Annotated in this window: 20 protein-coding genes; 5 read left to right on the top strand and 15 right to left on the bottom strand. The window is 66.3% G+C overall.

What is annotated here, in order from left to right; translation table 11 throughout:
- Positions 1-49 precede the first annotated feature (49 nt).
- Positions 50-670 (bottom strand): CoA pyrophosphatase, encoded by a 621-nt coding sequence (locus ACT6Q8_RS12945; protein WP_444739389.1) that lies wholly within the window; start codon positions 668-670, stop codon positions 50-52.
- A 31-nt stretch (positions 671-701) separates the two neighbouring features.
- Complete coding sequence (locus ACT6Q8_RS12950; RefSeq protein WP_444739390.1) at positions 702-1,310, bottom strand: DUF1285 domain-containing protein; 609 nt, start codon at positions 1,308-1,310, stop codon at positions 702-704.
- Between the two features lie 116 nt (positions 1,311-1,426).
- Here ACT6Q8_RS12950 and ACT6Q8_RS12955 point away from each other — a divergent pair, with 116 nt between their 5' ends.
- Genes ACT6Q8_RS12955 through ACT6Q8_RS12970 form a run of 4 tightly spaced genes read left to right on the top strand, consistent with a single transcriptional unit; the run spans position 1,427 to position 8,172 of the window.
- Positions 1,427-2,446, top strand: a complete 1,020-nt coding sequence (locus ACT6Q8_RS12955; RefSeq protein WP_054170538.1) for an AAA family ATPase — start codon at positions 1,427-1,429, stop codon at positions 2,444-2,446.
- 5 nt (positions 2,447-2,451) lie between these two features.
- The gene (locus tag ACT6Q8_RS12960) at positions 2,452-3,348 is read left to right on the top strand and encodes a DUF58 domain-containing protein (protein ID WP_444732765.1); all 897 of its coding nucleotides are present in this window, start codon (positions 2,452-2,454) and stop codon (positions 3,346-3,348) included.
- Positions 3,349-3,352: 4 nt separating this feature from the next.
- On the top strand, positions 3,353-6,091 hold the full coding sequence (locus ACT6Q8_RS12965; protein ID WP_444732764.1) for a DUF4159 domain-containing protein: 2,739 nt from the start codon (positions 3,353-3,355) through the stop codon (positions 6,089-6,091).
- Positions 6,088-8,172 carry a hypothetical protein gene (locus ACT6Q8_RS12970; RefSeq protein ID WP_444732763.1) on the top strand — a complete coding sequence of 695 codons (2,085 nt, stop codon included), beginning with the start codon at positions 6,088-6,090 and terminating at the stop codon, positions 8,170-8,172. The genes ACT6Q8_RS12965 and ACT6Q8_RS12970 overlap by 4 nt, the downstream gene beginning before the upstream one ends.
- 90 nt (positions 8,173-8,262) lie before the next feature.
- Here ACT6Q8_RS12970 and ACT6Q8_RS12975 read toward each other — a convergent pair whose 3' ends face one another.
- The 3 genes from ACT6Q8_RS12975 to ACT6Q8_RS12985 are packed head-to-tail and all read right to left on the bottom strand — an operon-like array spanning position 8,263 to position 10,911.
- Complete coding sequence (locus ACT6Q8_RS12975; RefSeq protein ID WP_054168542.1) at positions 8,263-9,447, bottom strand: EAL domain-containing protein; 1,185 nt, start codon at positions 9,445-9,447, stop codon at positions 8,263-8,265.
- Positions 9,448-9,490: 43 nt separating this feature from the next.
- A complete protein-coding gene (locus ACT6Q8_RS12980; protein WP_444732762.1) occupies positions 9,491-10,552 on the bottom strand; it encodes a quinone-dependent dihydroorotate dehydrogenase in 1,062 nt (353 codons plus the stop codon).
- Positions 10,552-10,911, bottom strand: coding sequence for a DUF952 domain-containing protein (locus ACT6Q8_RS12985; RefSeq protein WP_054168544.1), 360 nt, complete (start codon positions 10,909-10,911; stop codon positions 10,552-10,554). Before ACT6Q8_RS12985 ends, ACT6Q8_RS12980 begins: the two co-directional genes overlap by 1 nt.
- Before the next feature lie 256 nt (positions 10,912-11,167).
- Here ACT6Q8_RS12985 and ACT6Q8_RS12990 point away from each other — a divergent pair, with 256 nt between their 5' ends.
- Positions 11,168-11,389, top strand: coding sequence for a hypothetical protein (locus ACT6Q8_RS12990; RefSeq protein ID WP_156344644.1), 222 nt, complete (start codon positions 11,168-11,170; stop codon positions 11,387-11,389).
- A gap of 109 nt (positions 11,390-11,498) precedes the next feature.
- Here the strand turns inward: ACT6Q8_RS12990 and ACT6Q8_RS12995 are convergent, their stop codons facing one another.
- The 10 genes from ACT6Q8_RS12995 to ACT6Q8_RS13040 all read right to left on the bottom strand — a co-directional run bounded on the left by ACT6Q8_RS12995 (position 11,499) and on the right by ACT6Q8_RS13040 (position 22,522).
- On the bottom strand, positions 11,499-11,936 hold the full coding sequence (locus tag ACT6Q8_RS12995) for a cell wall hydrolase (protein ID WP_444732761.1): 438 nt from the start codon (positions 11,934-11,936) through the stop codon (positions 11,499-11,501).
- A 17-nt stretch (positions 11,937-11,953) separates the two neighbouring features.
- Positions 11,954-13,438, bottom strand: a complete 1,485-nt coding sequence (terL, locus tag ACT6Q8_RS13000) for a phage terminase large subunit (RefSeq protein ID WP_444732760.1) — start codon at positions 13,436-13,438, stop codon at positions 11,954-11,956.
- Positions 13,438-15,804 carry a glycosyl hydrolase family 28-related protein gene (locus ACT6Q8_RS13005; RefSeq protein WP_444732759.1) on the bottom strand — a complete coding sequence of 789 codons (2,367 nt, stop codon included), beginning with the start codon at positions 15,802-15,804 and terminating at the stop codon, positions 13,438-13,440. The genes terL and ACT6Q8_RS13005 overlap by 1 nt, the downstream gene beginning before the upstream one ends.
- 129 nt (positions 15,805-15,933) lie before the next feature.
- On the bottom strand, positions 15,934-16,491 hold the full coding sequence (locus ACT6Q8_RS13010) for a hypothetical protein (RefSeq protein ID WP_444732758.1): 558 nt from the start codon (positions 16,489-16,491) through the stop codon (positions 15,934-15,936).
- Entirely contained in the window at positions 16,491-18,386 is a 1,896-nt protein-coding gene (locus tag ACT6Q8_RS13015) for a hypothetical protein (protein ID WP_444732757.1), read from the bottom strand. Before ACT6Q8_RS13015 ends, ACT6Q8_RS13010 begins: the two co-directional genes overlap by 1 nt.
- Positions 18,383-18,955, bottom strand: a complete 573-nt coding sequence (locus ACT6Q8_RS13020; RefSeq protein WP_444732756.1) for a hypothetical protein — start codon at positions 18,953-18,955, stop codon at positions 18,383-18,385. Before ACT6Q8_RS13020 ends, ACT6Q8_RS13015 begins: the two co-directional genes overlap by 4 nt.
- A gap of 92 nt (positions 18,956-19,047) precedes the next feature.
- Complete coding sequence (locus ACT6Q8_RS13025; protein ID WP_054168551.1) at positions 19,048-19,317, bottom strand: hypothetical protein; 270 nt, start codon at positions 19,315-19,317, stop codon at positions 19,048-19,050.
- A gap of 5 nt (positions 19,318-19,322) precedes the next feature.
- On the bottom strand, positions 19,323-20,141 hold the full coding sequence (locus tag ACT6Q8_RS13030; RefSeq protein ID WP_054168552.1) for a phage capsid protein: 819 nt from the start codon (positions 20,139-20,141) through the stop codon (positions 19,323-19,325).
- A 328-nt stretch (positions 20,142-20,469) separates the two neighbouring features.
- Positions 20,470-21,852 (bottom strand): sensor histidine kinase, encoded by a 1,383-nt coding sequence (locus ACT6Q8_RS13035; protein ID WP_444732755.1) that lies wholly within the window; start codon positions 21,850-21,852, stop codon positions 20,470-20,472.
- Complete coding sequence (locus ACT6Q8_RS13040) at positions 21,839-22,522, bottom strand: winged helix-turn-helix domain-containing protein (protein WP_444732754.1); 684 nt, start codon at positions 22,520-22,522, stop codon at positions 21,839-21,841. Before ACT6Q8_RS13040 ends, ACT6Q8_RS13035 begins: the two co-directional genes overlap by 14 nt.
- Positions 22,523-22,935: the final 413 nt, after the last annotated feature.

Here is a 22,935-nt window from a genome sequence, read left to right on the forward strand (position 1 = left end):
CCCCCGGCCTGCACATTTCCCCCTTATCAACCATGGAAGGCGGGGATTGTCACGTCGCGTCGTTGAGACCCGCCAGCACGTCGCACAGGTTCACCAGCATGCCAGCGGTCGCACCCCAGATATAGCGGTCACCATAAGGGAAGGCCCAGAAATGCCGCTGTGCGCCCATGAATTCCCGGCTTTCCCGCACCCGGCTGGCGGGGTTCAGAATGAAGGTCAGCGGCACCTCGAAAATGGCGTCAACTTCGTTGGGGTCCGGTGTCAAGGTGAAGGGCGGGCGGACATGCGCCACCACCGGCACCACCCGGAATCCGGTGCGGGTAATATAGGTGTCGAGCCGGCCCAGAACCCGCACATGGCTGCGCGGCAGGCCGATCTCTTCCTCCGTCTCCCGCAGGGCGGTGGCGATGGGGTCGATATCGTGCGGTTCCACACCGCCACCGGGAAAGCTGATCTGACCGGCATGGGCCGCCAGATGGGCCGTGCGCTGGGTCAGCAGGAGGGTCGGCCCCTCCACCCGGTCGACCAGCGGCACCAAGACGGCGGCATCACGCAGGGTCGGGACAGTCGGCAGGCCGGGATTGCCATCCAGATCGCCACGCCCGCCCACCGGCGGTTCCATCCGCGCGAACAGGTCGTATATGCCCCGCATTAAGGGGCTGGCCGCCATCAGTTCTGTTTCAACCACCGCTGCTAAACCCTCAATCCACCCGGCCCAGGGAGAAGAATATCCCCTGGCTCCAGACGCCGATATCACCGGCCTCACCGGGTTCCGCCCGTTCGACAAGATCATAGAAGATCGCACGGTTTATCCGCGCTTCCAACGGTGTCTCCGGCGGTCCTTTGACGCGGATATAGGGGCGCGGTTCGCCGGTGGCCGGATCGGTCACTACGCGGATCGGATGGTCGGGGCCGGCGGTGACGCTGGCCTCCAGATTGGTGGTGAAGGTCAGGGACTGGTTCGGCCCCTCCCCCTGCACCCCCAGGCCCACAGCCACGAAGGGCACGTCCTCCACGCTGATCCGGCCCCGTTCGGCCGGCGTGATCAGCCAGTAATCGCCCGCTTGGTCCCGGCGCAGCACGGTCGAAAACAGCTTCACCAGCGGCAGCCGCCCGATGGGACTGCCGTGATAGGTCCAGGTGCCGTCGGCACGGATGACGATGGGATAGGCTTCATCCTCCGCGCTGGGCGTGCGGGGCGCACCACCACCCAGCGCCTTCAGCGCGGCGTCGGCTTCATTGGCCCCATCGTGCGGGGCGGCATTGGCATGCCTATTCTGCTTGCATTCCGTCATGGTGGATTGGACCATCCAGCTCTGTCAGTCGCGGTCTTCATGCCGCATTGATAACATAGTCGTGATGCCAAGCTTCTGGTACCCAGGGTATTACACCCATCATACGGGTGTTGTTCGGGTTTGAAGGGATGATGATGGTGCTGAATTCAACGGAGGCCGGGCGCAATAGCGACCCGCAGGCGCTGTTGCGGGATGTGGAGGCGCTGGGGGACAAGTTGGCCGCCGCGCGTCAGGCCATCGGACGCGTCATCTTCGGTCAGCAGGACGTGATCGACCTGTCGCTGGTCACCTTGCTGGCCGGCGGGCATCTGCTGCTGATCGGCGTGCCGGGTCTGGCCAAGACGCGGCTGGTTGAAACGCTGGGCACCGTCATGGGCCTGGATGACCGCCGCGTGCAATGTACGCCCGACCTGATGCCTGCCGACATTCTGGGTTCGGAGGTGCTGGAGGAACGCGACGATGGACGGCGCGCCTTCCGCTTCATCCCCGGCCCCGTCTTTGCCCAATTGCTGATGGCGGACGAGATCAACCGCGCCAGCCCGCGCACACAGTCGGCCCTGTTGCAGGCCATGCAGGAAGGCCGCGTGTCGGTGGCCGGCCATTATCACCCGCTGCCCCGCCCCTTCCATGTGCTGGCTACCCAGAACCCGTTGGAACAGGAAGGCACCTACCCGCTGCCTGAGGCGCAGCTGGACCGGTTCCTGTTGCAGGTGGATGTGGACTATCCCGACCGCGACAGCGAACGCCGCATGATGATCGCCACCACCGGGGCCGATGCCGGCACCGTCACGGCAGTGCTGACGCCGCAGGACTTGATCGCGGCCCAGGCCCTGGTCCGCCGCGTACCGGTGGGCGATAGTATCGTGGACGGCATCCTGGATCTTGTCCGCAATGCACGGCCCGACAGCAGCCCCCTGGACATTGTCCGCCGCCATGTCGCCTGGGGCCCCGGTCCCCGCGCCTCGCAGTCCCTGATGCTAGCTGCCCGCGCCCGCGCCTTGCTGGACGGGCGGCTGACCCCGTCGCTGGATGATGTCATCGCCCTTGCCAAGCCGGTTCTGCGCCACCGCATGGCGTTGAACTTCGCGGCCAGGGCCGACGGCATCACGCTGGACGCCATCATCGATCAGCTTTGCGCACCGCTGGCGTAACCGCCATGGATACGCGCCATCCGCCCGCCTCCATCCGCGCCCAGCACCGGGCGGAGGATCTGGCCCGCAATCTGCCCGCCCTTCTGGTCGCCGCCGAACGCATCGCGGCGACCGTGGCGCAAGGGGCGCATGGGCGGCGCCGGGTGGGAACGGGGGAGACATTCTGGCAGTTCCGCCGGTATCAGCCGGGCGACGCCTATAACCGCATCGACTGGCGCCAGACCGGTAAATCCGCCCATGTCTTCGTGCGCGAGAATGAATGGGAAGCCGCCCAGACCGTCTGGATCTGGCGCGATGACAGCCCGTCCATGAACTGGCGGTCGGGGCGGGAACTGTCGACCAAGCGCGACCGCGCCGATCTTCTGGCCCTGGCCTTGTCCGCCCTGCTGCTGCGCGGGGGTGAGCGGGTGCAACTGGCGGGCAGCGATGTGCCGCCATCCGCCGCCCGCTCCATCCTGCCGCGCCTGGCCGACTGGTTGACGGGGCAGATTTATTTCAATGAAGGCGCCGGCCTGCCGCCGACCGCCATTCAATTGCCCCGCAATGCCCAGGCCGTACTGATCGGCGATCTTCTGTCCCCGCTGGACCAGATTGAGGGCGCGGTTGCGCGGCTGGCCGCGCGCGGGGTGCGCGGGCATCTGGTGCAGGTGCTGGACCCCGGTGAGGAGACCCTGCCCTACGAGGGGCGGGTGCGCTTCAAGGGGCTGGAGGGCGAAGGATCGCTGTTGGTGCCGCGTGTCGATGGCGTGCGCGAGGCCTATCTGGACCGGCTGGCCGCACAGCGCGACGGTCTGGCCGCCATTGCGCGCGCCGCCGGCTGGACCCTGACCCTGCACCGCACCGACAAGCCGCCGCAGACAGCCCTGCTGTCGCTGTGGACGGCCCTTTCGGGGGAAGGGTGAGCCGATGCTGAACCTGGGTCCCATCGCCTTTGCCGCCCCCTGGCTGCTGCTGGGGCTGGTGGCGCTGCCGCTGCTTTACTGGCTGCTGAAGGTCACGCCGCCCAACCCGCGCACCATCAGCTTTCCCGCCATCCGCCTTCTGGCCGATCTGGTTCATCGGGAGGAGACACCGAACCGTACGCCGCTCTGGATTCTGATCCTGCGCATGGTACTGGCGGCCCTGGTCATTCTGGCCCTGTCGCGCCCGCTGCTGAACCCGGCGGCCACGCTGCCGGGGGGGGGGCCGCTGCTGCTGGTCGTGGATAATGGCTGGGCGGCGGCGCGGGATTGGCCGGCGCGACTGTCGGCCATGGACAATCTGATCGATCAGGCCGACCGGCAGGGACGGACCGTCACCCTGCTGGCCACCGCCCCCTCCCCCAATGGCGACGACCCCGCACTGGCCGGCCCCATGCCGGCCAATGCCGCCAAGCGGGTGGCGCAGACGATGGCGCCCCATCCCTGGCCTGTGGACCGGGCCGCCGCCTTGCAGACACTGAGGCAGGCGTTCAAGCCGCAGGGATCGCCTTATATCGTCTGGCTCAGCGATGGGGTCGTCACGGCCAGCCCGGCGGGCATCGCCGATCCCGCCGCCGCCGATCTGGTGACCCACCTGCGCCGTCTGGGCGCACTGGAAGTACGCGGCGACGGGCAGGAACGCCCGGCCCTGCTGATCCGTCAGCCCGTGCTGGACGGCGCCAGCCTGCGCGTGCCCATCGAACGGTCGGAAACCAGCCTGCCCCTGCCCATCACCCTGCGGGCGCAAGGTGCGGATGGCCGGCTGCTGGGGGCTGCTACCGCCACCCTGCCCACCGGCGAAAGCCGGGTGGAGGTGCCGCTGGATCTGCCCACTGAACTGCGCAACGAGTTGGCCAGCCTGCGCCTGGAAGGCCAGGACACAGCCGGTGCCGTGCTGCTGACCGATGAGCGCTGGCGGCGCCGGCCCGTGGGGCTGGTCTCCGGCCGGGCGGCGGGCGAACAGCCGCTTCTGTCTGATCTCTATTACCTGGAACGCGCCCTTTCCCCTTATGCCGAACTGCGCAAAGGCGAGATCGGGGAGTTGCTGGACCGCACCCTGTCGGTCCTGATCCTGGCCGATGTCGGGTCGCTGACCGAAGTGGAGATCGCGCGGCTGCAAAGCTGGATTGAGGGTGGCGGCGTACTGCTGCGCTTTGCCGGCCCGCGCCTGGCGCAAAATGCCGACGCTTTGGTCCCGGTGCCACTGCGCGCCGGGGGCCGGGCGTTGGGCGGGGCCCTGTCCTGGGACAATCCCGCCGGCCTGTCGCCCTTTGCCGATGACAGCCCCTTTCACGGCCTGACCGTGCCCGCCGATGTGACGGTGAAGCGACAGGTCCTGGCCGAACCCGGCATTGATCTGGCGTCCCGCACCTGGGCCCGGCTGGCCGATGGCACGCCGCTGGTCACCGCCGAACGGCGTGGACGCGGCGCCCTGGTCCTGGTCCATACCAGTGCCGGGCCGGACTGGTCCAACTTGGCCCTGTCAGGGCTTTATGTGGATATGCTGCGCCGGGTGGTCGCCCTTTCCGCCGGTGTTGAGGGCGGGGAGGCGGCGGGCATGCTGGCCCCGCGCGCCATCCTGGACGGGTTCGGGCGGCTGGCCGATCCGGCGGGAACCACCTTCCCTCTGGCCGCCACCGATCTGGGCGGGCCAATCAGCCCGCGTCATCCGCCGGGATATTACGGTCCCGCCGAATCGCCCCGCGCCCTGAACCTGTCGCCCGCCATCCCGGCCATGACCACGCCCGATGCGCTGCTGGCGGGCGTGCCCAAGGGGTTGTACGCTGCCGGCGGTGAAACTGAGTTGAAGCCGACCTTGCTGACCATGGCGCTGATCCTGGGCCTGATCGATCTGCTGATCGCGCTGTCGCTGCGCGGGCTTCTGCCGCGCCTGCCGGGCCTGGGCCGGGGTGCCGCCGCCGGTCTAGCCCTGCTGCTGGCAGGCGGGCTGGCCATGGGCGACGCACGGGCCGACGATGCCCGCGCCATCGAGGCGACGGCCCAGAACTGGCTGGCCTATGTCCGTACCGGCGACGGGGCCGTGGACGGGGTCAGCAAGGCTGGCCTGGAAGGGCTGGGCCGGGTCCTGGCCGACCGCACGGCGGTGGAGGTGGCGGGTGCCATGCCCGTCGATCTGGACAATGACGAACTGTCCTTCTTCCCCCTGATCTACTGGCCCGTGACGGAGGGGCAGACCAACCTGTCCGACGCGGCGCGCAACCGCCTGAACGCCTATATGCGCCAGGGCGGCATGGTCCTGATCGATACCCGTACGCCCAGCGCCGCTGGCGATGGGCCGGGTGGGCCGGGGCTGGAGGCGCTGCTGCGCGGGCTGGATATCCCGCCGCTGGCCCCTGTCGGTCCCGAACATGTGCTGACCAAGGCCTTCTACCTGCTGGGGGAATTCCCCGGACGCTATGCCGGCGGCGAACTGTGGGCCGAGGCGCGGGAGGATAATGCCAGCAATGACGGCGTCTCTGCCGTCCTGATCGGGTCCAATGACTGGGCCGCCGCCTGGGCCATGGATGAACGGGGCCGCCCCCTCTATCCCGTTGTTCCGGGACCGGAACGACAGAGGGAGATTGCCTATCGTGTCGGTATCAATATGGTTATGTATGCCCTGACCGGCAATTATAAGGCCGATCAGGTGCATGTGCCCGCCATCCTGGAAAGGCTGGGCCAATGATCGGGCAGGACATTGCCTTTGCCCCGCTGATCCCCTGGGCCGCCCTGATCCCGCTGGCCTTGCTGGCGGTGCTGATCGCCGGTTACGGGTTGTACCGCCGGGCGCGCGGCGGCTGGTGGCGCCTAGGTGGGCTGCTGGTTCTGGTCCTGGCCCTGTCCAACCCGTCGCTGGTGACCGAGAAGCGGGAGCCGATCAAGGATGTGGCCGTGGTCGTCATCGACCAGTCGCCCAGCCAGAAGATCGGCGACCGCACCGCCCGCACCGAGAAGGCAGCCGCCGCGATCCAGGAGAAGCTGTCACGCTTTCCCGACCTGGAGGTGCGGGTGGTGCGCGCCGGCGGTGGGACCGGCGGTGAAGCGGAGGTGGAGGAAACCCGCCTGATGGAGGCGATGACGCGGGCAGTGTCGGATGTGCCGCGCGGTCGGCTGGCCGGGGCCATCCTGATTACCGACGGGCAGGTGCATGACGTGGCATCCACCCTGCCCTCGCTGGCCGATTTCGGGCCGGTCCATGCCCTGCTGACGGGTGACAAGGATGAGGGCGACCGCCGCCTGACCATCGTACAGGCGCCCAGCTTCGGCATTGTCGGCAAGGACATCACCTTCACCATCCGCATCGATGACCTGCCCGCCGCTGCCGACGGAGAGGTGGCATCCGTCACCCTGCGCCAGGACGGGCAGGACCCGATCGGCATGGCCGTGCCTGTGGGACAGGAGGTGCCGATCACCCTGCCCCTGAACCATGGCGGGCTGAACATCGTTGAACTGACGGCAGAGGCCGGGCGGCGCGAACTGACGCTGGCCAATAACCGCGCTGCTGTCGTGGTCAATGGCGTGCGCGACCGGCTGCGCGTGCTTCTGGTGTCGGGCGAGCCGCATGCGGGGGAGCGCACCTGGCGCAACCTGTTGAAGGCCGATCCCGCCGTCGATCTGGTGCATTTCACCATTCTGCGTCCGCCGGAGAAGAATGACGGCACGCCCATCCGCGAGCTGTCGCTGATCGCCTTTCCGATCCGCGAGCTGTTTGAGATGAAGCTGTCGGAATTCGACCTGATCATCTTCGACCGCTACAAGAAGCGCGGCGTCATCAACAACATGTACCTAGCCAATATCGCCGAGTATGTGGAGCGTGGCGGCGCCTTCCTGGAAGCCAGTGGCCCAACCTTCGCGACGCCCATGTCGCTCTACCGCTCCCCCATCGGCACCATATTGCCCGCCGAACCCACGGGCCGCGTGCTGGAGGAGCCGTTCAAGCCGACGGTGACAGAGGTGGGCAAGCGCCATCCCGTGACGGCGGGCCTGACCGACGCTGCCGACGGGGTTGGTCCCTGGGGCCGTTGGATGCGGCAGATCGACGTGACCGCCGACAAGGGCGCCACCGTCATGTCGGGGGCGGAGGGCCGGCCCCTGCTGATCCTGGACCGGGTGGGCCAGGGCCGCGTGGCGCAGCTTTCATCCGATCATTTCTGGCTCTGGTCACGCGGCTATGAAGGCGGGGGACCGCAGGCCGAACTGCTGCGCCGTCTGGCCCACTGGCTGATGAAGGAGCCGGAGCTGGAAGAGAATGACCTGCGCACCGCCGTGGATGGCAGCCGCATCACCATCACCCGCCGGTCACTGGAACCCGATACCAGGCCCGTCACCGTCACCTCCCCCGCCGATCAGGCAACGCAGGTGGAGATGCGGGATAGCGGCACGGGTCAGGCCGTGGGCACCCTGATCGCGTCCGAACCCGGCATCTGGCGGGTGAGCGATGGGGAGAAGTCAGCGGTAGCGGTTGTGGGTGCCGTGAACCCGCCGGAACTGGCCGATGTCCGTTCTACCCCCGACCCGTTGCAACCGGCGTTGAAGGCCACCGGTGGCGGTTATTATTGGCTGGAAGGGGACGGGTCGTCCGTGCCCATCATTCGCCGCGTCCGCCCCGACCGCGACGCCGCCGGTTCCGGCTGGCTGGGCCTGCGCGGCAATGGCGACCATGTCGTCACCGGCGTGACGCAGACCCCGCTGCTGCCGGCCTTGCCGGTGCTGCTGCTGGCCATGGGCATGCTGGTGCTGGCCTGGCGGCGGGAGGGGCGCGGGTAGGCACGGGCCAGACCATCGGTCCCGATTTCGCGCCCCGTGCAACAAGGTGAAACAGTTTTTCATAGGGTGTTTCATCCACTCCATGAATGGTCAGCCCGCCGTCTGCTTCTTCGCCAGCCTGGGTTCGCCGAACAGGTAGCCCTGGCCGAAATCGATATAGAGGTCGAGCAGTTCCAGAAGCTGGGCTTCCGTCTCCACCTTTTCCACGATCAGGTCGATATTGTTGCGGTCCAGCTGCTGGCGCAGTTCACGCACGGCGCGCGGGTCGGCAAAGCGGCTGTCGGGGTCGAGCAGGCGGGCGGCGTCCAGCTTCACGAAGCGGATTTCGTGGCGGGCCAGCTCGTTCCAATCCAGATCCAGACTGACCACCTGATCCATGGAAAAATGGAACCCCAGACGCCGCAACCCGTCCAGAAAGCCGGTGGCGAACAGGCCGCCCTGCATCAGATCATCCTGCGACAGTTCGAACACCAGCTTGGTCGCCAGGTTCGGGCTTTGCCCCATATAGGTAACGAATTCCCGCATGAAGGCGGCATCGTTCAGGGTGGCGGCGGAGATGTTGCAGAAAAAGCCGACATTCTGGTGCCGCTTCTCCGTCTCGCGCAGCAGCTGGATACAGCGGAACAGCAGCAGATTATCGATGGTGGCGATCAACCCCGCCTCTGCCGCCACGCCCAGATATTGTTCGGGCAGCATATAGCGCGGCTTGCCATCGGCATCGACCCCGGCCCGGATACGGGAAAACAGCTCATAATAACGATGCTTGCGCTGAGGCAAGCTGACGACGGGCTGCAGGAAGATATCCACATGATCGGTGCGCAACGCCGTGCGGACATGGTCCAGGACGGCATCGGGATCGGCCGGCAGGGGTTGCGGTGCGAACAGGGGGCCGGCATCAGGTCCGGCGGCCGGGCGCGGGCCGGATGCAGGCAGGCGGTGGGCCAGCCGTTCCAGCACGCGCGCTTCGGACAATACCGCCGCCACCTCCGGCGGGTCGGCGGGCAGGGCGCCGGAATGGCCGCGCAGGGCATCCAGTTCCAGGCGCATCTCCTCCGCCACCGCCTCCAGGTCCCAAATGCGGGATTCCAGGCGGCTGCGTTCATCCTGGCGCGCCCAGAATTCATGCAGTAGCCCGCCAAAGGTCAGGATGGCAATGCCGAACAGCAAGGCCGTATGCCCGTCCATGCCGCCGACCGACAGGGGCAGGGTCAGCGCCACAACCAGGGCCAGGGCGACATAGACGGCGGCAAACACCAGATGGCGGAACCAGTTCATGCGCGCACCTCCCTAAACCGTTCCCTCAGGCGCCGGCCTTCAATCAGCCCTTGCGATGTGCCGCCCCGACCGCGTCGGCAACATGGGCATAGCCGTCATCGGTCAGGCGTTGCGCCAGTTCCGCTTTGATCCGGCCCACCAGAGCCGGACCCTGATAGGCCATGGCGGAGTAGAACTGCACCAAACTGGCACCGGCCCGGATCTTGGCATAGGCATCGGCACCAGACGACACACCCCCCACACCCACCAGCGGCAGTTTTCCGCCCAGCAACTGATAGAACTCGCCCAGCACCTTGGTGGAGGGTTCCAGGAGGGGGCGGCCCGACAGGCCACCGGCTTCTGCCGCCAGGGTGGGCGGAATGGCGGCGGGGCGGGCCAGGGTGGTGTTAGAGACGATCAGGCCATCGATACCGCTGTCCAGAACGACGGCGGCAATATCGGCCTTGTCCTCATCCGTCAGGTCGGGAGCCACTTTCAGCAGCAGGGGCGGCGTGGCCCCCGTCTCTGCGCGTGCCGCCAGACATTGACCCAGAAGATCGGCCAGCGCGTCGCGCGATTGTAGGGTGCGCAGGCCCGGCGTGTTGGGGGAAGAGACATTGACGACCAGATATTTGGCCAGATGCGCCACGCGGCGGATGCAGGCGATATAGTCGCTGGCCGCGTCCACCGTATCCTTGTTCTTGCCGACATTGGCGCCAACAATACCGGGCCGTCCTGCCCGCGCCGACAGTCGGGCGGCATAAACGTCCAGGCCCTGGTTATTGAAACCGAAGCGGTTGATCACGGCCTTGGCGGTGGGCACGCGGAACAGGCGCGGCTTGGGATTGCCATCCTGCGGGCGCGGGGTAACGGTGCCGCATTCGACAAAACCGAAGCCCAGCTTCAGCATGGCGTCCGGCACCTCGGCATTCTTGTCGAAGCCGGCGGCAAGACCGATGGGATTGGAAAAATCCAGGCCGAAGACGCGGGTGGCCAGCACATCCGGGTCACGCCGTGACCCGCCGGGGACCAGACCCGTTTTCAGGGCCGCGATGGTCAGGTTGTGGGCCTGTTCGGCATCCATCGCCATCAGGAACGGGCGGGCCAGGGGATAGAGATCGACCATCACAGCCCCCCGCCGGCCACATGCGCCGGCATGACATGCAACCCATCATCGCCCAGCGGCAGCGGATCGACGCGGATGACGGCACTGGGGAGCAGCGGGCCATAAAGATGGGGGAAAAGCTGCCCCCCGCGCGAGGCTTCCCACTTCAACGCCGCACCGCAGGCATCGGGATCGACGGTCAGCAGCAGCAGGCCCGTCTGCCCCGTCCGGTGCTTGGCCGCACTTTCCGGCAATTGCGCGCCTGTGGAGAAATGGATGAAGCCATCGGCCTTGTCCTGGGACGATCCGTCATAACGGCCAAGGGCCTGGGCCGTCTGCCATTCATCGGCGCGGCACATATGGAAGATGGGGGATGCCATGGTTTTCGTTCAAAAGACAAAAGGATGGACGCCACCCTAATCTGAAAGCGGGGCGACTGCCAGCACGGCCATGATCCGTGCCAGGAATGCCATCGGCGCGAAAGACCGCGCGAAAGGTTATGTATTGGATGAATACCCCAAACTATACGTCTGAACAGTGGTGCCGGGCCGAAAGCTGCGCCAGTATTTGAACATCCACAGGGCGGGCCGATGTTGCGACCAGCGGCCCACCCCACCAGGGTCAGGAGTAACCGCCATGAAGGACGCGGCCCGCATGTTCCAGGACGTCAATGAAAGCATGCTCAGTGAGCGGATGCGTTTCGCTTTGAATGAAGTGGAACAAATGGGAATTCGCGGCCTGACCGCCGTACCCGTGAAGCCGACGCAGGAGATGCTGACGGCCGGTGCCCGTGCCGGGAATATCAGTATCGAGACGGTGATGGCTGTCTATACAGCCATGCTGCGCGCCGCTGACTGAACGGCTTTTACTTCTGTTTTCTGCTTTCTGCTTCTTCGTATCTCTTTTTTGTTCCCAGAGGAAAACTGATGCCGTCCCTTCTTCTCCGTGAAGGGACGGCATTTCTTTTTCAGGCGCGGTAAAAGCTGAACCCCGCGAGGCTTGCCGTCGGCGTCAGGGATGATGCCCAGTCGGGCAGCGGCTGGGCATCATCCACGAAATGATCGGCCCCACCGACAAGGCCATCGGCCCCGGCCATGGCCCGGCGCGCCACGCGCAGAGCGGCGGCAAAGGCCGGATCAGTGCTGTCCACGGCTTGCATCTCTGCATGGCGCGGATCATTGGGGTCCCAGGCCGCGAACAGGGCCGGATCACGCACGAGATCGGCCAATGTCCGGCCCGGCGACCGGTAACGGCGGTTGATGGCTGTGGCGGCCAGCGCCTCCATGGCACGAATGCCCCGATCACGGCCATGAGCCCAGATGGCACGGGCCAGCGCATCCAGCGCGGCATCGGGACCGGCGGGTGTGGGCTCGGTTACCGGGGTCAGTGACGGTCGTGTCATCATCCTCTCCTGTTCTGCATCTACAGATCGAAATCGGTCTGGGCCTGGATCGGCCCGGTCTGGCGGGTATGGTCGGGGCGTTGGCGGGCGCACGCGGCGATGGCGCCGGCCAGGGCATCCAGACCATCATCATGGGACCGCCCGCGCGGTCGCCATTCCCGCATCTCCCGACCCAGAGGGCCGGCAATGACGCTGTCATGGGCGTAAAGCAGGTTGGCGTGCAGCGGGCCGTCGATGCTGCCCAGGATGCGGTCAAGTTTGGCCCGCACCGACCTTTCCTCCCGCACCGTGACCTTACCCAACTCCCGTTCGCGCAGGGTCCGGCGCAGGGCCTCGGGCAGGAAGGCACCGACGCCGTTGACCTCCAGATGGATCAGGCCGACACCTGTTTCAGCCACCAGGGCTGCCAGTTCGCGGCATTGCGCGGCGCCTGCCTCTTCCTCCGACCCCGACGGCACAGTCAGGTACAGGGCGCGGTGGATGAAGAACCTTCCCTCCCCATCCTCCCCCAGCAGGACAGCGACGGACCCGTCCCCCGCCTTGCGCCGCTTCTTGTCGCGCAGGCCCAGGGCCGGGTCCCACCAGACGCGCAACGACCGCAGCCGGTGGGGACCCAGAACAAAGCCGGGCCTTGCCAACATCGGCGGTTCCAGGCCCCAGCCATAGGGGATCAGCCGGTCGGCATCCAACCGCCCATCCTCCAGCGAAACGGGCTTCAGCAGCATCTGGCTGGCGAATTTATTGACACTGCTGCGCCGGCGGATGCGCTCAATCGCTTCTGGCGGGAACCGGTCTGGCCAGGCGCTGTCACCATCCCCGGTGAAGATCGGCTTTTCCAGCCGGTCGAACCCATCGAGAAAGGGCACCTCCTCCCCCTCCTCCACGCAAGCGCGGCGGCTATAGATCGACTGAAACGAATGCGGTGTGCCGATATAGAGCTGGGTTCCGCCCGGTGACAGGACATAGGCGATCTCTCCCAGCCTTTGCCGCAACTCCAGCCGCTTTTCCGCGGTACCGCAGGTGTTGGGCACTTCCACATCGTCACAGACCACGATGTCGGCATGGCTGCCCGTGACATTGGCGGTGATGCCCTTGGCCACCATGGAGGGGTCGCGGCCCACCTTGTCGCGGGAGATGGCGAATTCTTCGGCCCCCCAAAGTTCGGGTTTCGCGGGCTTCATGCCCTGGCACAGCGGGTGGCGTTCCACGATGCGCTTGACCGTGCGCACCATCTTCTTGGCCAGATGCGTATCGGCGGCCAGCACCATGACGCGGCGATTGGCATCCAGATACAAAAGCCAGGCGCAGAACAGCCCGATCAACGTGGATTTGCCGCTGTCACGGAAGGCCAGCAACAGCAACTCCCGCGATCCCGCCCGCCAGCGGCTTTCCAGCCAGCCGGCCATATCGGCGTGCAGGGCCGGGGTGGTCATGCCCTGCTCAAGGTTCCAGCGATCCAGAAAGCCGATAAAGTCGTCCTTCTCCTCCTCCCCGGCGGTGCCCATCACGTTCGCCCGAGAATGTGCCAGGCGGCACCGTTGGACAGCAGGGTCATGCCGTCATACTGCGCCGTCAGGGTCTTGGGCCCACCATCGGGGCCGCCGCTGCCGTCACCGCTGGTGACATTAACGATGTTGGTGGACGGATCGGTCTTCTTCACGGTCAGGCGCGTGCCACTATTGGCAGCCGCTGGGGCCGGCAGGCGCAGCTCCACCACGCCGGCATAGGCGGAGACAAGATAATGTTCGGCGCCCAGGTCGGGCTGGAACAGGCCCGCCGCCTCATGGAAATGCACCGTTGCCGGCATGCGGCTGGCCGATGTCACCCACCAGGCGGCACCGTTGGAGAAAACCGTCACCTGTTCGAACTGCCGCGCCAGTTTCCACACCCGGCCATCGGGGCCGGTGCCGGTGGCCGCCGTGACGCTGACCATGGCGTCGGATGTGTCGGATTTCTTGATAGTAATGCGCCGGCCCACGGCCTGCGTGGCCGATGGGTTGGGCAGGCGCACCTCAACCGGGCCATCGCCGCCACTGATCAGGTACAGGTCCTTCATCAGGTCGGGTTCGAACAGGCCGGCAGTATCGCGGAATTCGGCATTGCCCGGCTGTCCGGTGCGCGCCGTTACCCACCATCCCGCCCCGTTGGACACGACGCTGACATGGTCGTAACGACTGCACAGCAAGACAGGCCGCCCGTCCGGCCCCGGCCCGCCCAGTTCGGTGACGGTAACCGGGTTGGCCGAACTGTCGGTCTTCTTGATGGTCAGGATGCGGCCATTGGCCGTGTCGGCCTTGGGCAGGCGGAATTCCACAGCCCCGCCAAAGGCCGAGACCAGATGCGTGATGGAGGAAAGGTCGGCATTGACCAGCCCGCCGCTGGCCGGCTCGACATAATTCGTGTCAACGCTGAACCCCTCCACCCGCAGGTCGGTGACATGGGTTTCCTTCAACAGGTTGCGCAGCGGGTAGCCGGCATTGATCGCCGTATAGGCGCGGGATGAGGAGGTGTCCCAGATCGGCTGCCCGCCGGTGGCGCTGAACAGGTTGACGATGCTGGTGTTCTGGCTGCCATTGTCGATGCGGATGCCGGGCAGGGCGCCCAGGCTTTCGGCGTAGAAATTCACGATCAGGTTTTGATCCGTGGCCGCGCCCAGCCGGAGACAGGCCTGTCCACCCGGATGCAGATTGGCCTCGCAATCGGTGAAGCTGTTGTTGAAGCGCCCGGCGGAAATGAAGAAGCCACAGCCGCTGATGGGGGCGGACAGGGAATAGACGCGCACATCCTGGAACTTGTTAGCATTGGGCGTGTCGCCGTCGCCTTCGACCGTCAACAACACGCCCTGCGCCTGGGGCCGCGCGATCAGGATGCGGGCCACATGGTTCCAGTAACAGGGCCGGTTGGTGTCGTGATAGCCGTCCAGGACGATGCCGTTGATGCTGTCCCAGATGGACAGATTCTCCACAACATTCTTCACGCACGGCCCATCACGCCCGAACAGCTTGACGCCTGTGGCACCACCCACGATGCGCAGGTCGCGCAGGCTGGCGTAGCCGTCCACTATCTCGACCGCATTAAACATACTGGGATATGTGGGCAGGTTGACGGGGTCGTAGGCGGCGGCGCGGGCCTGGATGACACTGCCCTCCCCCTCGCCATACAGGGTCTGGCCATAGGACAGGACGATGGGCGCGCTGGTGCGGTAGGTGCCGGCGGGCAGGAAGACGGAACGGTGGGCGGCGAGCGCGGCCAGGATGGCGCCGGTATCATCGCTGACCCCATCGCCAACGGCCCCGAAATCCCGCACCGTCACGACATCGCGCAGCTTGTCCGCCACGGCACGGGTGACGGCCCCGGCGCCATGCGCCGCGATGGTGCCGGCGGCGGGCAGACTATCCAGGGGCAAGGCCATGGGATTGCCCGACGCATCAAAGCCCAGCGCAGCACCTGCCCGGACGGCCCGGTCGGGCAGCAGGGAGGAGGCTGGCAGGTCGGTGGCGGACGCCCGCAGCATCCTTGCCTGATCGGCCGCCAGTTGCTGCACCATGGATGTGAGGCGGTTCAGCTGTTCATTCAGGCTACGGGCTGCCAGCGGCCCGCTTTCCAGGAAATCCGCCTGCCGGTCCAGCACGACACGGCGCTCAATGGTGACCAGGGTGCCGGCGGGCGGTGCCGCATCCATCTGCACCGCCCCACCCGCCGGATCCCCCAGCCCTTCCAGCGTGTAACCGCTGGTCCAGGGGGCAGCGTCCAGATAGAGCGACAGGTCGGAGGGGGCGTAGATCGGGAAGGTGAAGGCAAAACGGCTGACCACCCCGTCGGCGACAAATTGCGCGACAGGGCTGGCCGCCGGGATCGGGGCGGTGGGCATGGGGGCCTCTTGATCTCGGGGTGTCGTTGTGGGGCGTCGCATGCGCTACGCTTATGCGACCTACGACGGGTCGTGGGCTTCGTAGGTCGCATAAGAGCGAATGCCCGCATGCGACATCCGTCCGGCTGGTCACAAACCCCGCGCCAGACGTTCCAGACGCTGGCGTTCCTGCTGGCGCGTCAGGTCCAGGAGATTGCGGCGTTTGAGCGCCGTCTCCTCCTCCGACAGGCCCGCCAGTTTGAGGGCGTCCAGGCGGGCAGCATCGTCGCGCGCCTCGGCGGCGGCGCGTTCCCGGCCCAGAATGACCGCCTCGCCCGATCCATCGGCACTGCTGATGCCCTGCGCACCCAGGGATACCCTCAGGCTGCCGGTTTCCTGACGGAGGTCGCGGCGGCGGTGGCGTTCGTCGATCTCGCTTTGGGCCTGGATGCGCGCTGCCGTGCGGGCGTTGCGTTGTTGCAGATCGTCCAGATCCGCCGCTTGCCGGGCCGCCAGATCGGCATTGTCGGCAGCCTCTTCGGTTTCCAGAACGCGGCGTTCGCTTTTCCGGCGCCGGGATTTGGTGATGCCCAGCAGGTCCTTGGCCGTGTTGGTGGTGCCGACCAGCCTGTCCGCCGAACTGATCAGACTGTTGCCGACACCGGAATGGCCCAGAACCATCAGGGCCGGGGTGGTGATGCCGCCCATTATTCGTTCACCTTCAGCTCATGGGTTACGGACAGGAGGGTGAAGGGCAGCGGCCTTTCCTCTACGATGCGCCAGGGGGGGCCGGCGCGGCTGGTCTGCCAGCCGGTGGCCGTCAGGCGCCGGTCGCCGGTGAAGCCGGGGGCCGGGTCCATGGCCAGCGCGGGGCCGGCGGCGCGCCGTAACGGCACCTCCACCGGCCCCCGCCCCAGGTCGGCGCGCAGCGCGGGCGTATCCTTCAACCGGAAGGTCACCGCCAGCAGACGCGCACGCCGTCCCTGTCCTTCTGCCGCCAGCAGATTGGGCGGCATAGGTTCGATCTCATGCGTGAAGGCCAGCCCCGCCTGGACCTGGGTGGCCGGATTGGGCAGGCGGATGCGCCCCGCCGCGACGGGCGTCACCGTCACCACGGCGCCATCGGCCAGCACCGCCACATCGCGCCCGTCCAGATGGTCCAGTCCGGACCAGCGGGCGGTGGGGCTGTCCACCGACCCGGAAAGGCCGGCATCGACATGCATTGCGTCGTCCCAGACCTCCACCGCCACACGGCCATCGCGGTCCACCAGCCAGTAGAGATGGCGGCCCACCAGGGCCGTGGACAGGATGCGGCCCGCCGTGACCAGCCGCACCCAGGCGCGGATCTGTTCATTGCGGTAGAGGGTCAGCACCGCCAGGGTCCCGTCCGATTGCACCGCCAGCAGCAGCCGGCGGCGGCGGTCATATTCCATATCGACCGTGCCGGGCAGGATGGGCCGTGTGGTCAGGGTCAGGTCGGCGGCGGAATAGGATTGTTCCAGATCGGTCCACAGGAAATCGCGGATCGACCCGTCGCCCGCCGCGAACAGGGTCCCGCCCTCAATCTCCTGCGGCGGAATGGCGCGGTCGGACGGGCTGCCGATCCGGGTTTGCCGGTCCAGGCGGATGGCGGACGGGGTCAGGGGTACGCCCGTCACGGCCCATTCACCGCCCGTGGTGAAAACCTGCAAATGCCGCCCGGAATAGACGGCGCGGATGGGGTTCACCTCATCCGACAGGATGGCGAATTCGATGGCGCTGTCATCCTCCCCCTCGCCCAGATCGAAATTGAACAGGTCGCCGGATTTTGACAGCCAGAGGCGGTTGGGCAGGTCGCGTGACCCGCCAATGACCAGCCGGTCCTGGTGGAAGGCCACCGACAGGGGCCAGCCGCGCTGCGGGCTGAACGAGGCCTCGTCCCAGTCGGCGGTGGGGTTGGTGTGGGGCAGGCTGTCGGCCAGGTCGATCTCCGCCTCTGTCGCCGACCGCACCGCCGCGATGCGCCCCGGCTTGCGGTGGATGCGCCAGGGCGCCCCCTCATGCGCCGGCATGAAGACGGGGGCGGAGGCGCGCAGCCGCACCCTTCCCGTCAGACCCGAGGGGGTGAGCGTGATGGCGGCATCGGCAAAGCGGAAGAAGGGGATGCGGGGTCGCCCCTCCTCGTCGGCAAACACCCAGGGCTCGACCGTCCAGTGGCCGGGACCGCGCCGGCTGATGCGGCGCGGCTCCACATCGGGATGGCAGACCAGCAGCACATCCCCGCTCTGTGCCCAGGTCAGGTTGGCAAGCTGTGCCAGGGTCCAGGGGGCGGGCAAGGTCGCCTGCAGGGCATCATCGCCGAACACCGACACCTGACGGTCGGTCAAGACCAGCAGGTGCGTCTGCTCACTGCTGAAGGTAAAGGGGATCAGGCGGCCCGGCCCCGACACGGTGGCGATGAAGCCCGTGCCGGGCCGGCGCGTGATGCCGCCCGTCGGTTCGATCAGAACGTTGGTCAGGGTCAGCGCCCCGTTTTCAAAGGCGGCAAGATCGCCCCTTCCCAGCAAGTCGGGGCTGACGCAGCCGCCGGTGAAGCTGGTCTTCACAGCTTTCAGGCGGGTCATGACAGGCGGGCCTCAATCAGGGTGAAATCGGTGAACCCGTCCTGGCTGTCCTGCGAGGCATCGGTCAGGCGGGCGCGGCGGAACTCGGCCTCGGCCTGCTTCTGGAGAACCTCTGCCCGCGACGTATTCTCCGTCAGCGGCACACAGAATTCCGCCGCCAGCCGGGCAATCAGGGCCGCATCGAAGAAGGCGGGGAAGCCACCTTCCGCGACACGCGCCACATAGGTCAGGGTGACCGCATCGGCATCGGCCAGCAGGTCCTTGCCCTGGATACGGTAGGGAAGACCCCGCCCCCGCCCACCGCTGCCCAGCGACAAGGCCCGCAGGAAATCATCCGGCAGGGCGAAACCATGGGCAAAATCGGCGGGCGGCGGATCGGCCCGCCGGACCAGCGGCACCTGCCGTGTGGCAAAGCTCCAGCCATGGGCGGCCAGCAGGGCATCGCGGGTGGGGGCATACAGGGCAGCGGCCAGTTCCGCTTCGGCGGTGCCGTCCTGAAACGACGTGATCGGGTTCGCCCCGATCTTCAACAATGCACGGGCGCACAGCCCGACAGCGGAATAGGCCATGGGGGACTCCATTGGGTTGCCTGCTTTCCCGCCCCTCTCCCGTCATCCCGGTGCAAGCCTGGATGACGAAGAAGAGAGCGAGCGGCGACGGATCAATCGGTATCCGCCGCGCCCACCTGGGTCAGGTCGGCGGTGTCGATCACGCCGCCGCTATTGGCATTGACCAGCAGGATGCCGGCGACAGGCGTGGTGCCCACACCGGTATTGGCCAGGACCATGTCGCCCAGGCGCATCATGTGGCTGGCAGGGTTGAAGTAACCGGCGACACGCACCGCCGTGTGAGCATCCGGCGTGGCGTAATGCCAGAGCGTGAAGCCATTGGCATAGGCAAGGACCGACAGGTCGCGGGGCTGAAAGGCCATGGCGGTTACTCCTTGCAGCGCAGGGTGACGACGCCGGTGGCGTCGATCAGGGCGGCCCCCTGCGACATCATGTTGTTGACGAAATGGGCGGCGCGGTCGCCGTGCCAGGTGATGTCGCTGGTCACATCGGCCCCGCTGGCATGGCCCACGGCAGTCTTGTGGTACCAGTGGCAGAGGCGGACATTGCCGGACCCCAGCGTCAGGCCCGAATGCGGCATCCACAGCGTGCCCAGCCAGCGCTTGGCCTGGGTCCCGCGCCAGGGCAGCTCGCCATCGCCGACATAGTCGGAATTGGCAAACTCCTCGATCCCCAGCAACTGGCTCCACTGTTTCCAGCCGACCACGGCGTAACGCTGCCCATCATCGGGCACGTCGGCACCGCCCAGCATTTCAAACGCCGCCAGGACCTTGTCCTTGGTCAGGCCGTCCGTATCGCCGCCGGCATAGCGGGCACCGGTATCCAGCCGACCGATGATCAGCTCGTCCGTCTTGCGGCCCAGCGCATAGGCGCCGGCATTGGCGATGACGCTGCGTTCGTCGATATTGGTCTTCAGCTCATCCAGCTTGTCGACCCAGTCGCCGGCATAATAATCGGCCAGGCTGCATTCGACGGTGCCATGGTCCAGGTTCATGACCGGGACATTGCCATGGCGCGACTTGGTGCTGGCCACGCCCTTGCCAACCTTCTGAAAGACCGTGCTGGCGCCCTTCACATTGTTCTTGGAGCGCACAGTGGCGCGCAGCTTCGAACCTAAGCGCTGATAGGCCTCATGCACCTCGCGTTCATACTGCTTCACGAACGATTTCTCGATGTCGGTGGACATCCTGGGACCTCATTCCTGTCATGATGGCAGCCGTCGCGGTTGCCGGAACAGGGTCCGGCCGCATGTCGGGCAGCGATGGGGGAAAGGCCCGAAGAAACACGGGCCCGCGCCGACCCTTGTGAGGCAAGGGTTGCCGGCAGCGGGACCCGTGATCAGGCCATGGGAGGGGGGACGATGGACCAGGACCCGCGCCCGGCGGAACAGCCGGAATAGAGTTCGGGCCTTGGTGGAAAGAGTTATAGGATTAAAATCCACAACTCGTCAATATAAAATCAACGTGAATACTAGTGCATTACTTTATATTGAAACGATACACTGCTATAGCCTTTCAGGCTGGAAAGCGCAGTTCAACCTTCAGGCCTGGTGTGGTCACATCATTGCGCGCATCGGACAGGGCCAGGGCGGCATCATGCAGGCGGGCGACGGCAGCAACCAGGGACAGACCCAGCCCGTGGCCCGGCGTGCCGCGATGCGTCTCCAGCCGGACAAATCGCTCCAGCACCTTCTCGCGCTGATCGGCGGGAATGCCCGGCCCCTGATCGGCCACCGACAGGAGGGGACGCCCGGCATCGGTACCGGCCATCACCCGGATGTGGCCCTGTTCGGGGCTGTATTTCACGGCGTTCTCGATCAGGTTGCTGATCAACTGCGCCAGCAATTGCCGGCTACCGCTGACCATCACCGGCAGGGGCGCCTCCACATCCATGGACAGGCCCCGTTCCTCGGCCAGCGGGGTGTAAAGCTCCGCCACCTCCGCCGCCAGGGCTGCCAGATCGACCGGTTCAAAATCAGTCCGCGCCCGGCCCGTTTCCGCCGCCGCGATGGTCAGGATGGCGTTGAACACGCCCAGCAGCCGGTCGATCTCGGCAATCGCCTGTTCCAGGGTGGTGAACTGCGCGTCAGACAGGGTTTCATCGCGTTGCGCGAGTTCCAGCCGGGCGCGCAGACGCGACAGCGGCGTGCGCAGATCATGGGCGACATTGTCGGTGACCTGCCGCATGCCCAGCATCAGGCGCCCGATCTCATCCAGCATGCGGTTCAGCTTGGTCACCAGCCGGTCGATTTCATCCCCCGATCCCGTCACCTGCATACGGTCGGCAAAGGACCCGGCGGTGATGCGGTCGATGGTGCGGTTGATGCTCTCGATACGTTCGGCCACGCGCCGGCTCATATAGATGGCACCCGCCATGCCCACCGCGAAGGCCAGCGACACTGCCCAGATCAGGCCCGTCAACAACTGCCCGCGCAGCAGATAGCGGTCGGTCATGTCATGCCCGACCAGCAGCCAGCCGATCCCCTCGATCGGCAGGATGACGGCCACGGCTTGGCGCTTGCGGCCCGGATCCTTGCGCGATTTGATGTCGAATTCCACCCAGCCGGAACCAGGGTCCCCCGACGGCCAGCTGGCCAGATTGCCGGCGATGATATCGCGGGCGGGCGTGGTCAGGGCATAGATCATGTCCGTGCGCCCGTCCGAGGCGCGTTCCGAAATGACCCGCAGCAGTCCGATGCGCCCACGTTCATTCAGGACATTGCTCAGTTCCTCCACCTCCCGCAGCACGGTTTCTTCCGTGTGGCGGTTGATGAAGCCGGCGGTGAACCAATAGACAACGCCCAGCACCACCATCACCGACAAGGTGAACAGGCCCAGATGGAAGGCCGCCAGCCGGAAGCTGGTGGTGCGCAGGAAATTAAGGTTAAACCGGCTCACGGATGACATAGCCCGCCCCGCGTACCGTATGGATCAGGGCCACCGGATGATCCTTGTCGATCTTCTGGCGCAGGCGGGCGATATGCACGTCGATGACATTGGTCTGCGGATCGAAATGATAGTCCCAGACATTTTCCAGCAGCATGGTGCGGGTCACGACATTGCCGGCATTGCGGATGAGATATTCCAGCAACTGGAACTCACGCGGCAGCAGATCGACCGGCTTTCCGGCCCGCTTCACGGTCCGGGACAGCAGGTCCATCTCCAGATCGGCGATCTGCAACCGGGTCACAGGTGCCGATCCGCCGCCCTTGGCCCGGCGCTGCATCACCTCCAGCCTGGCCAGCAGTTCGGCAAAGGCAAAGGGCTTGGTCAGGTAATCATCGGCCCCGGCGCGCAGGCCCTTCACCCGGTCATCGACGCTTCCCAGTGCCGACAGCACCAGGGCCGGCGTGTCATTGCCGGTGGCGCGCAGCACCTCCAGCAGCGACAACCCGTCCCGGCCCGGCAGCATCCGGTCTACGATCAAGCCATCATAAGGTTCGGATGCCGCCAGAAACAGCCCGTCGCGGCCATTATCGGCATGATCGACCACATGGCCAGCCTCTTTCAGGCCCTTGACCAGGTAATCAGCGGTGGCGCGGTCGTCTTCGATGACAAGGATCTTCATGATGCACGCATCCTAAACCCGGACAGGTCCGCTTGGGAACTCGCCAATCTACTTTCCCGAAGCAGCAAAGCGGCAGTGCAACCGCCGCACGTGCGTCGTAAGCGCCCGGCGCCTGGGGGAACAGACAAAAAGATATGGCCGGGCGGTGGGGGCCGCCCGGCCACAGGGGACGAGAGAGACTACGATGTACTAACCGAGGGAGAGAGGATGGTGGCGGGGACCGGAGAGTGGGGAAGCGGTCCCCGCCGACCTCTCATGATGGACCGGCGGGGCGGGGGGGTGTGGGGCTTGGTGCCCCGTCGATCCATGTCTGCACCCTAATCCAGGCCCGCTGACAGCCACATTTCGGGAAGATGAACAAAGTTTCATCTGTCGGCGCTTGAAACCGGGGCGTGCCGGACCCACCGTCATCC

Source organism: Niveispirillum sp. (genome assembly GCF_052437035.1).
Taxonomy (GTDB): domain Bacteria; phylum Pseudomonadota; class Alphaproteobacteria; order Azospirillales; family Azospirillaceae; genus Niveispirillum.

Bases quoted from the DNA above. Each gene is read 5' to 3' on its own strand.
- ACT6Q8_RS12975 (WP_054168542.1), bottom strand. From the start codon at position 9,447: ATGAACTGGTTCCGCCATCTGGTGTTTGCCGCCGTCTATGTCGCCCTG.
- ACT6Q8_RS12955 (WP_054170538.1), top strand. From the start codon at position 1,427: ATGATGGTGCTGAATTCAACGGAGGCCGGGCGCAATAGCGACCCGCAG.
- ACT6Q8_RS12950 (WP_444739390.1), bottom strand. From the start codon at position 1,310: ATGGTCCAATCCACCATGACGGAATGCAAGCAGAATAGGCATGCCAAT.
- ACT6Q8_RS13025 (WP_054168551.1), bottom strand. From the start codon at position 19,317: ATGGCCTTTCAGCCCCGCGACCTGTCGGTCCTTGCCTATGCCAATGGC.
- ACT6Q8_RS12960 (WP_444732765.1), top strand. From the start codon at position 2,452: ATGGATACGCGCCATCCGCCCGCCTCCATCCGCGCCCAGCACCGGGCG.
- ACT6Q8_RS12990 (WP_156344644.1), top strand. From the start codon at position 11,168: ATGAAGGACGCGGCCCGCATGTTCCAGGACGTCAATGAAAGCATGCTC.
- terL (WP_444732760.1), bottom strand. From the start codon at position 13,438: ATGGGCACCGCCGGGGAGGAGGAGAAGGACGACTTTATCGGCTTTCTG.
- ACT6Q8_RS13030 (WP_054168552.1), bottom strand. From the start codon at position 20,141: ATGTCCACCGACATCGAGAAATCGTTCGTGAAGCAGTATGAACGCGAG.
- ACT6Q8_RS12980 (WP_444732762.1), bottom strand. From the start codon at position 10,552: ATGGTCGATCTCTATCCCCTGGCCCGCCCGTTCCTGATGGCGATGGAT.
- ACT6Q8_RS13005 (WP_444732759.1), bottom strand. From the start codon at position 15,804: ATGCCCACCGCCCCGATCCCGGCGGCCAGCCCTGTCGCGCAATTTGTC.
- ACT6Q8_RS13015 (WP_444732757.1), bottom strand. From the start codon at position 18,386: ATGACCCGCCTGAAAGCTGTGAAGACCAGCTTCACCGGCGGCTGCGTC.
- ACT6Q8_RS12995 (WP_444732761.1), bottom strand. From the start codon at position 11,936: ATGATGACACGACCGTCACTGACCCCGGTAACCGAGCCCACACCCGCC.
- ACT6Q8_RS12945 (WP_444739389.1), bottom strand. From the start codon at position 670: ATGGCGGCCAGCCCCTTAATGCGGGGCATATACGACCTGTTCGCGCGG.
- ACT6Q8_RS12965 (WP_444732764.1), top strand. From the start codon at position 3,353: ATGCTGAACCTGGGTCCCATCGCCTTTGCCGCCCCCTGGCTGCTGCTG.
- ACT6Q8_RS13010 (WP_444732758.1), bottom strand. From the start codon at position 16,491: ATGGGCGGCATCACCACCCCGGCCCTGATGGTTCTGGGCCATTCCGGT.
- ACT6Q8_RS13040 (WP_444732754.1), bottom strand. From the start codon at position 22,522: ATGAAGATCCTTGTCATCGAAGACGACCGCGCCACCGCTGATTACCTG.
- ACT6Q8_RS12970 (WP_444732763.1), top strand. From the start codon at position 6,088: ATGATCGGGCAGGACATTGCCTTTGCCCCGCTGATCCCCTGGGCCGCC.
- ACT6Q8_RS12985 (WP_054168544.1), bottom strand. From the start codon at position 10,911: ATGGCATCCCCCATCTTCCATATGTGCCGCGCCGATGAATGGCAGACG.
- ACT6Q8_RS13020 (WP_444732756.1), bottom strand. From the start codon at position 18,955: ATGGCCTATTCCGCTGTCGGGCTGTGCGCCCGTGCATTGTTGAAGATC.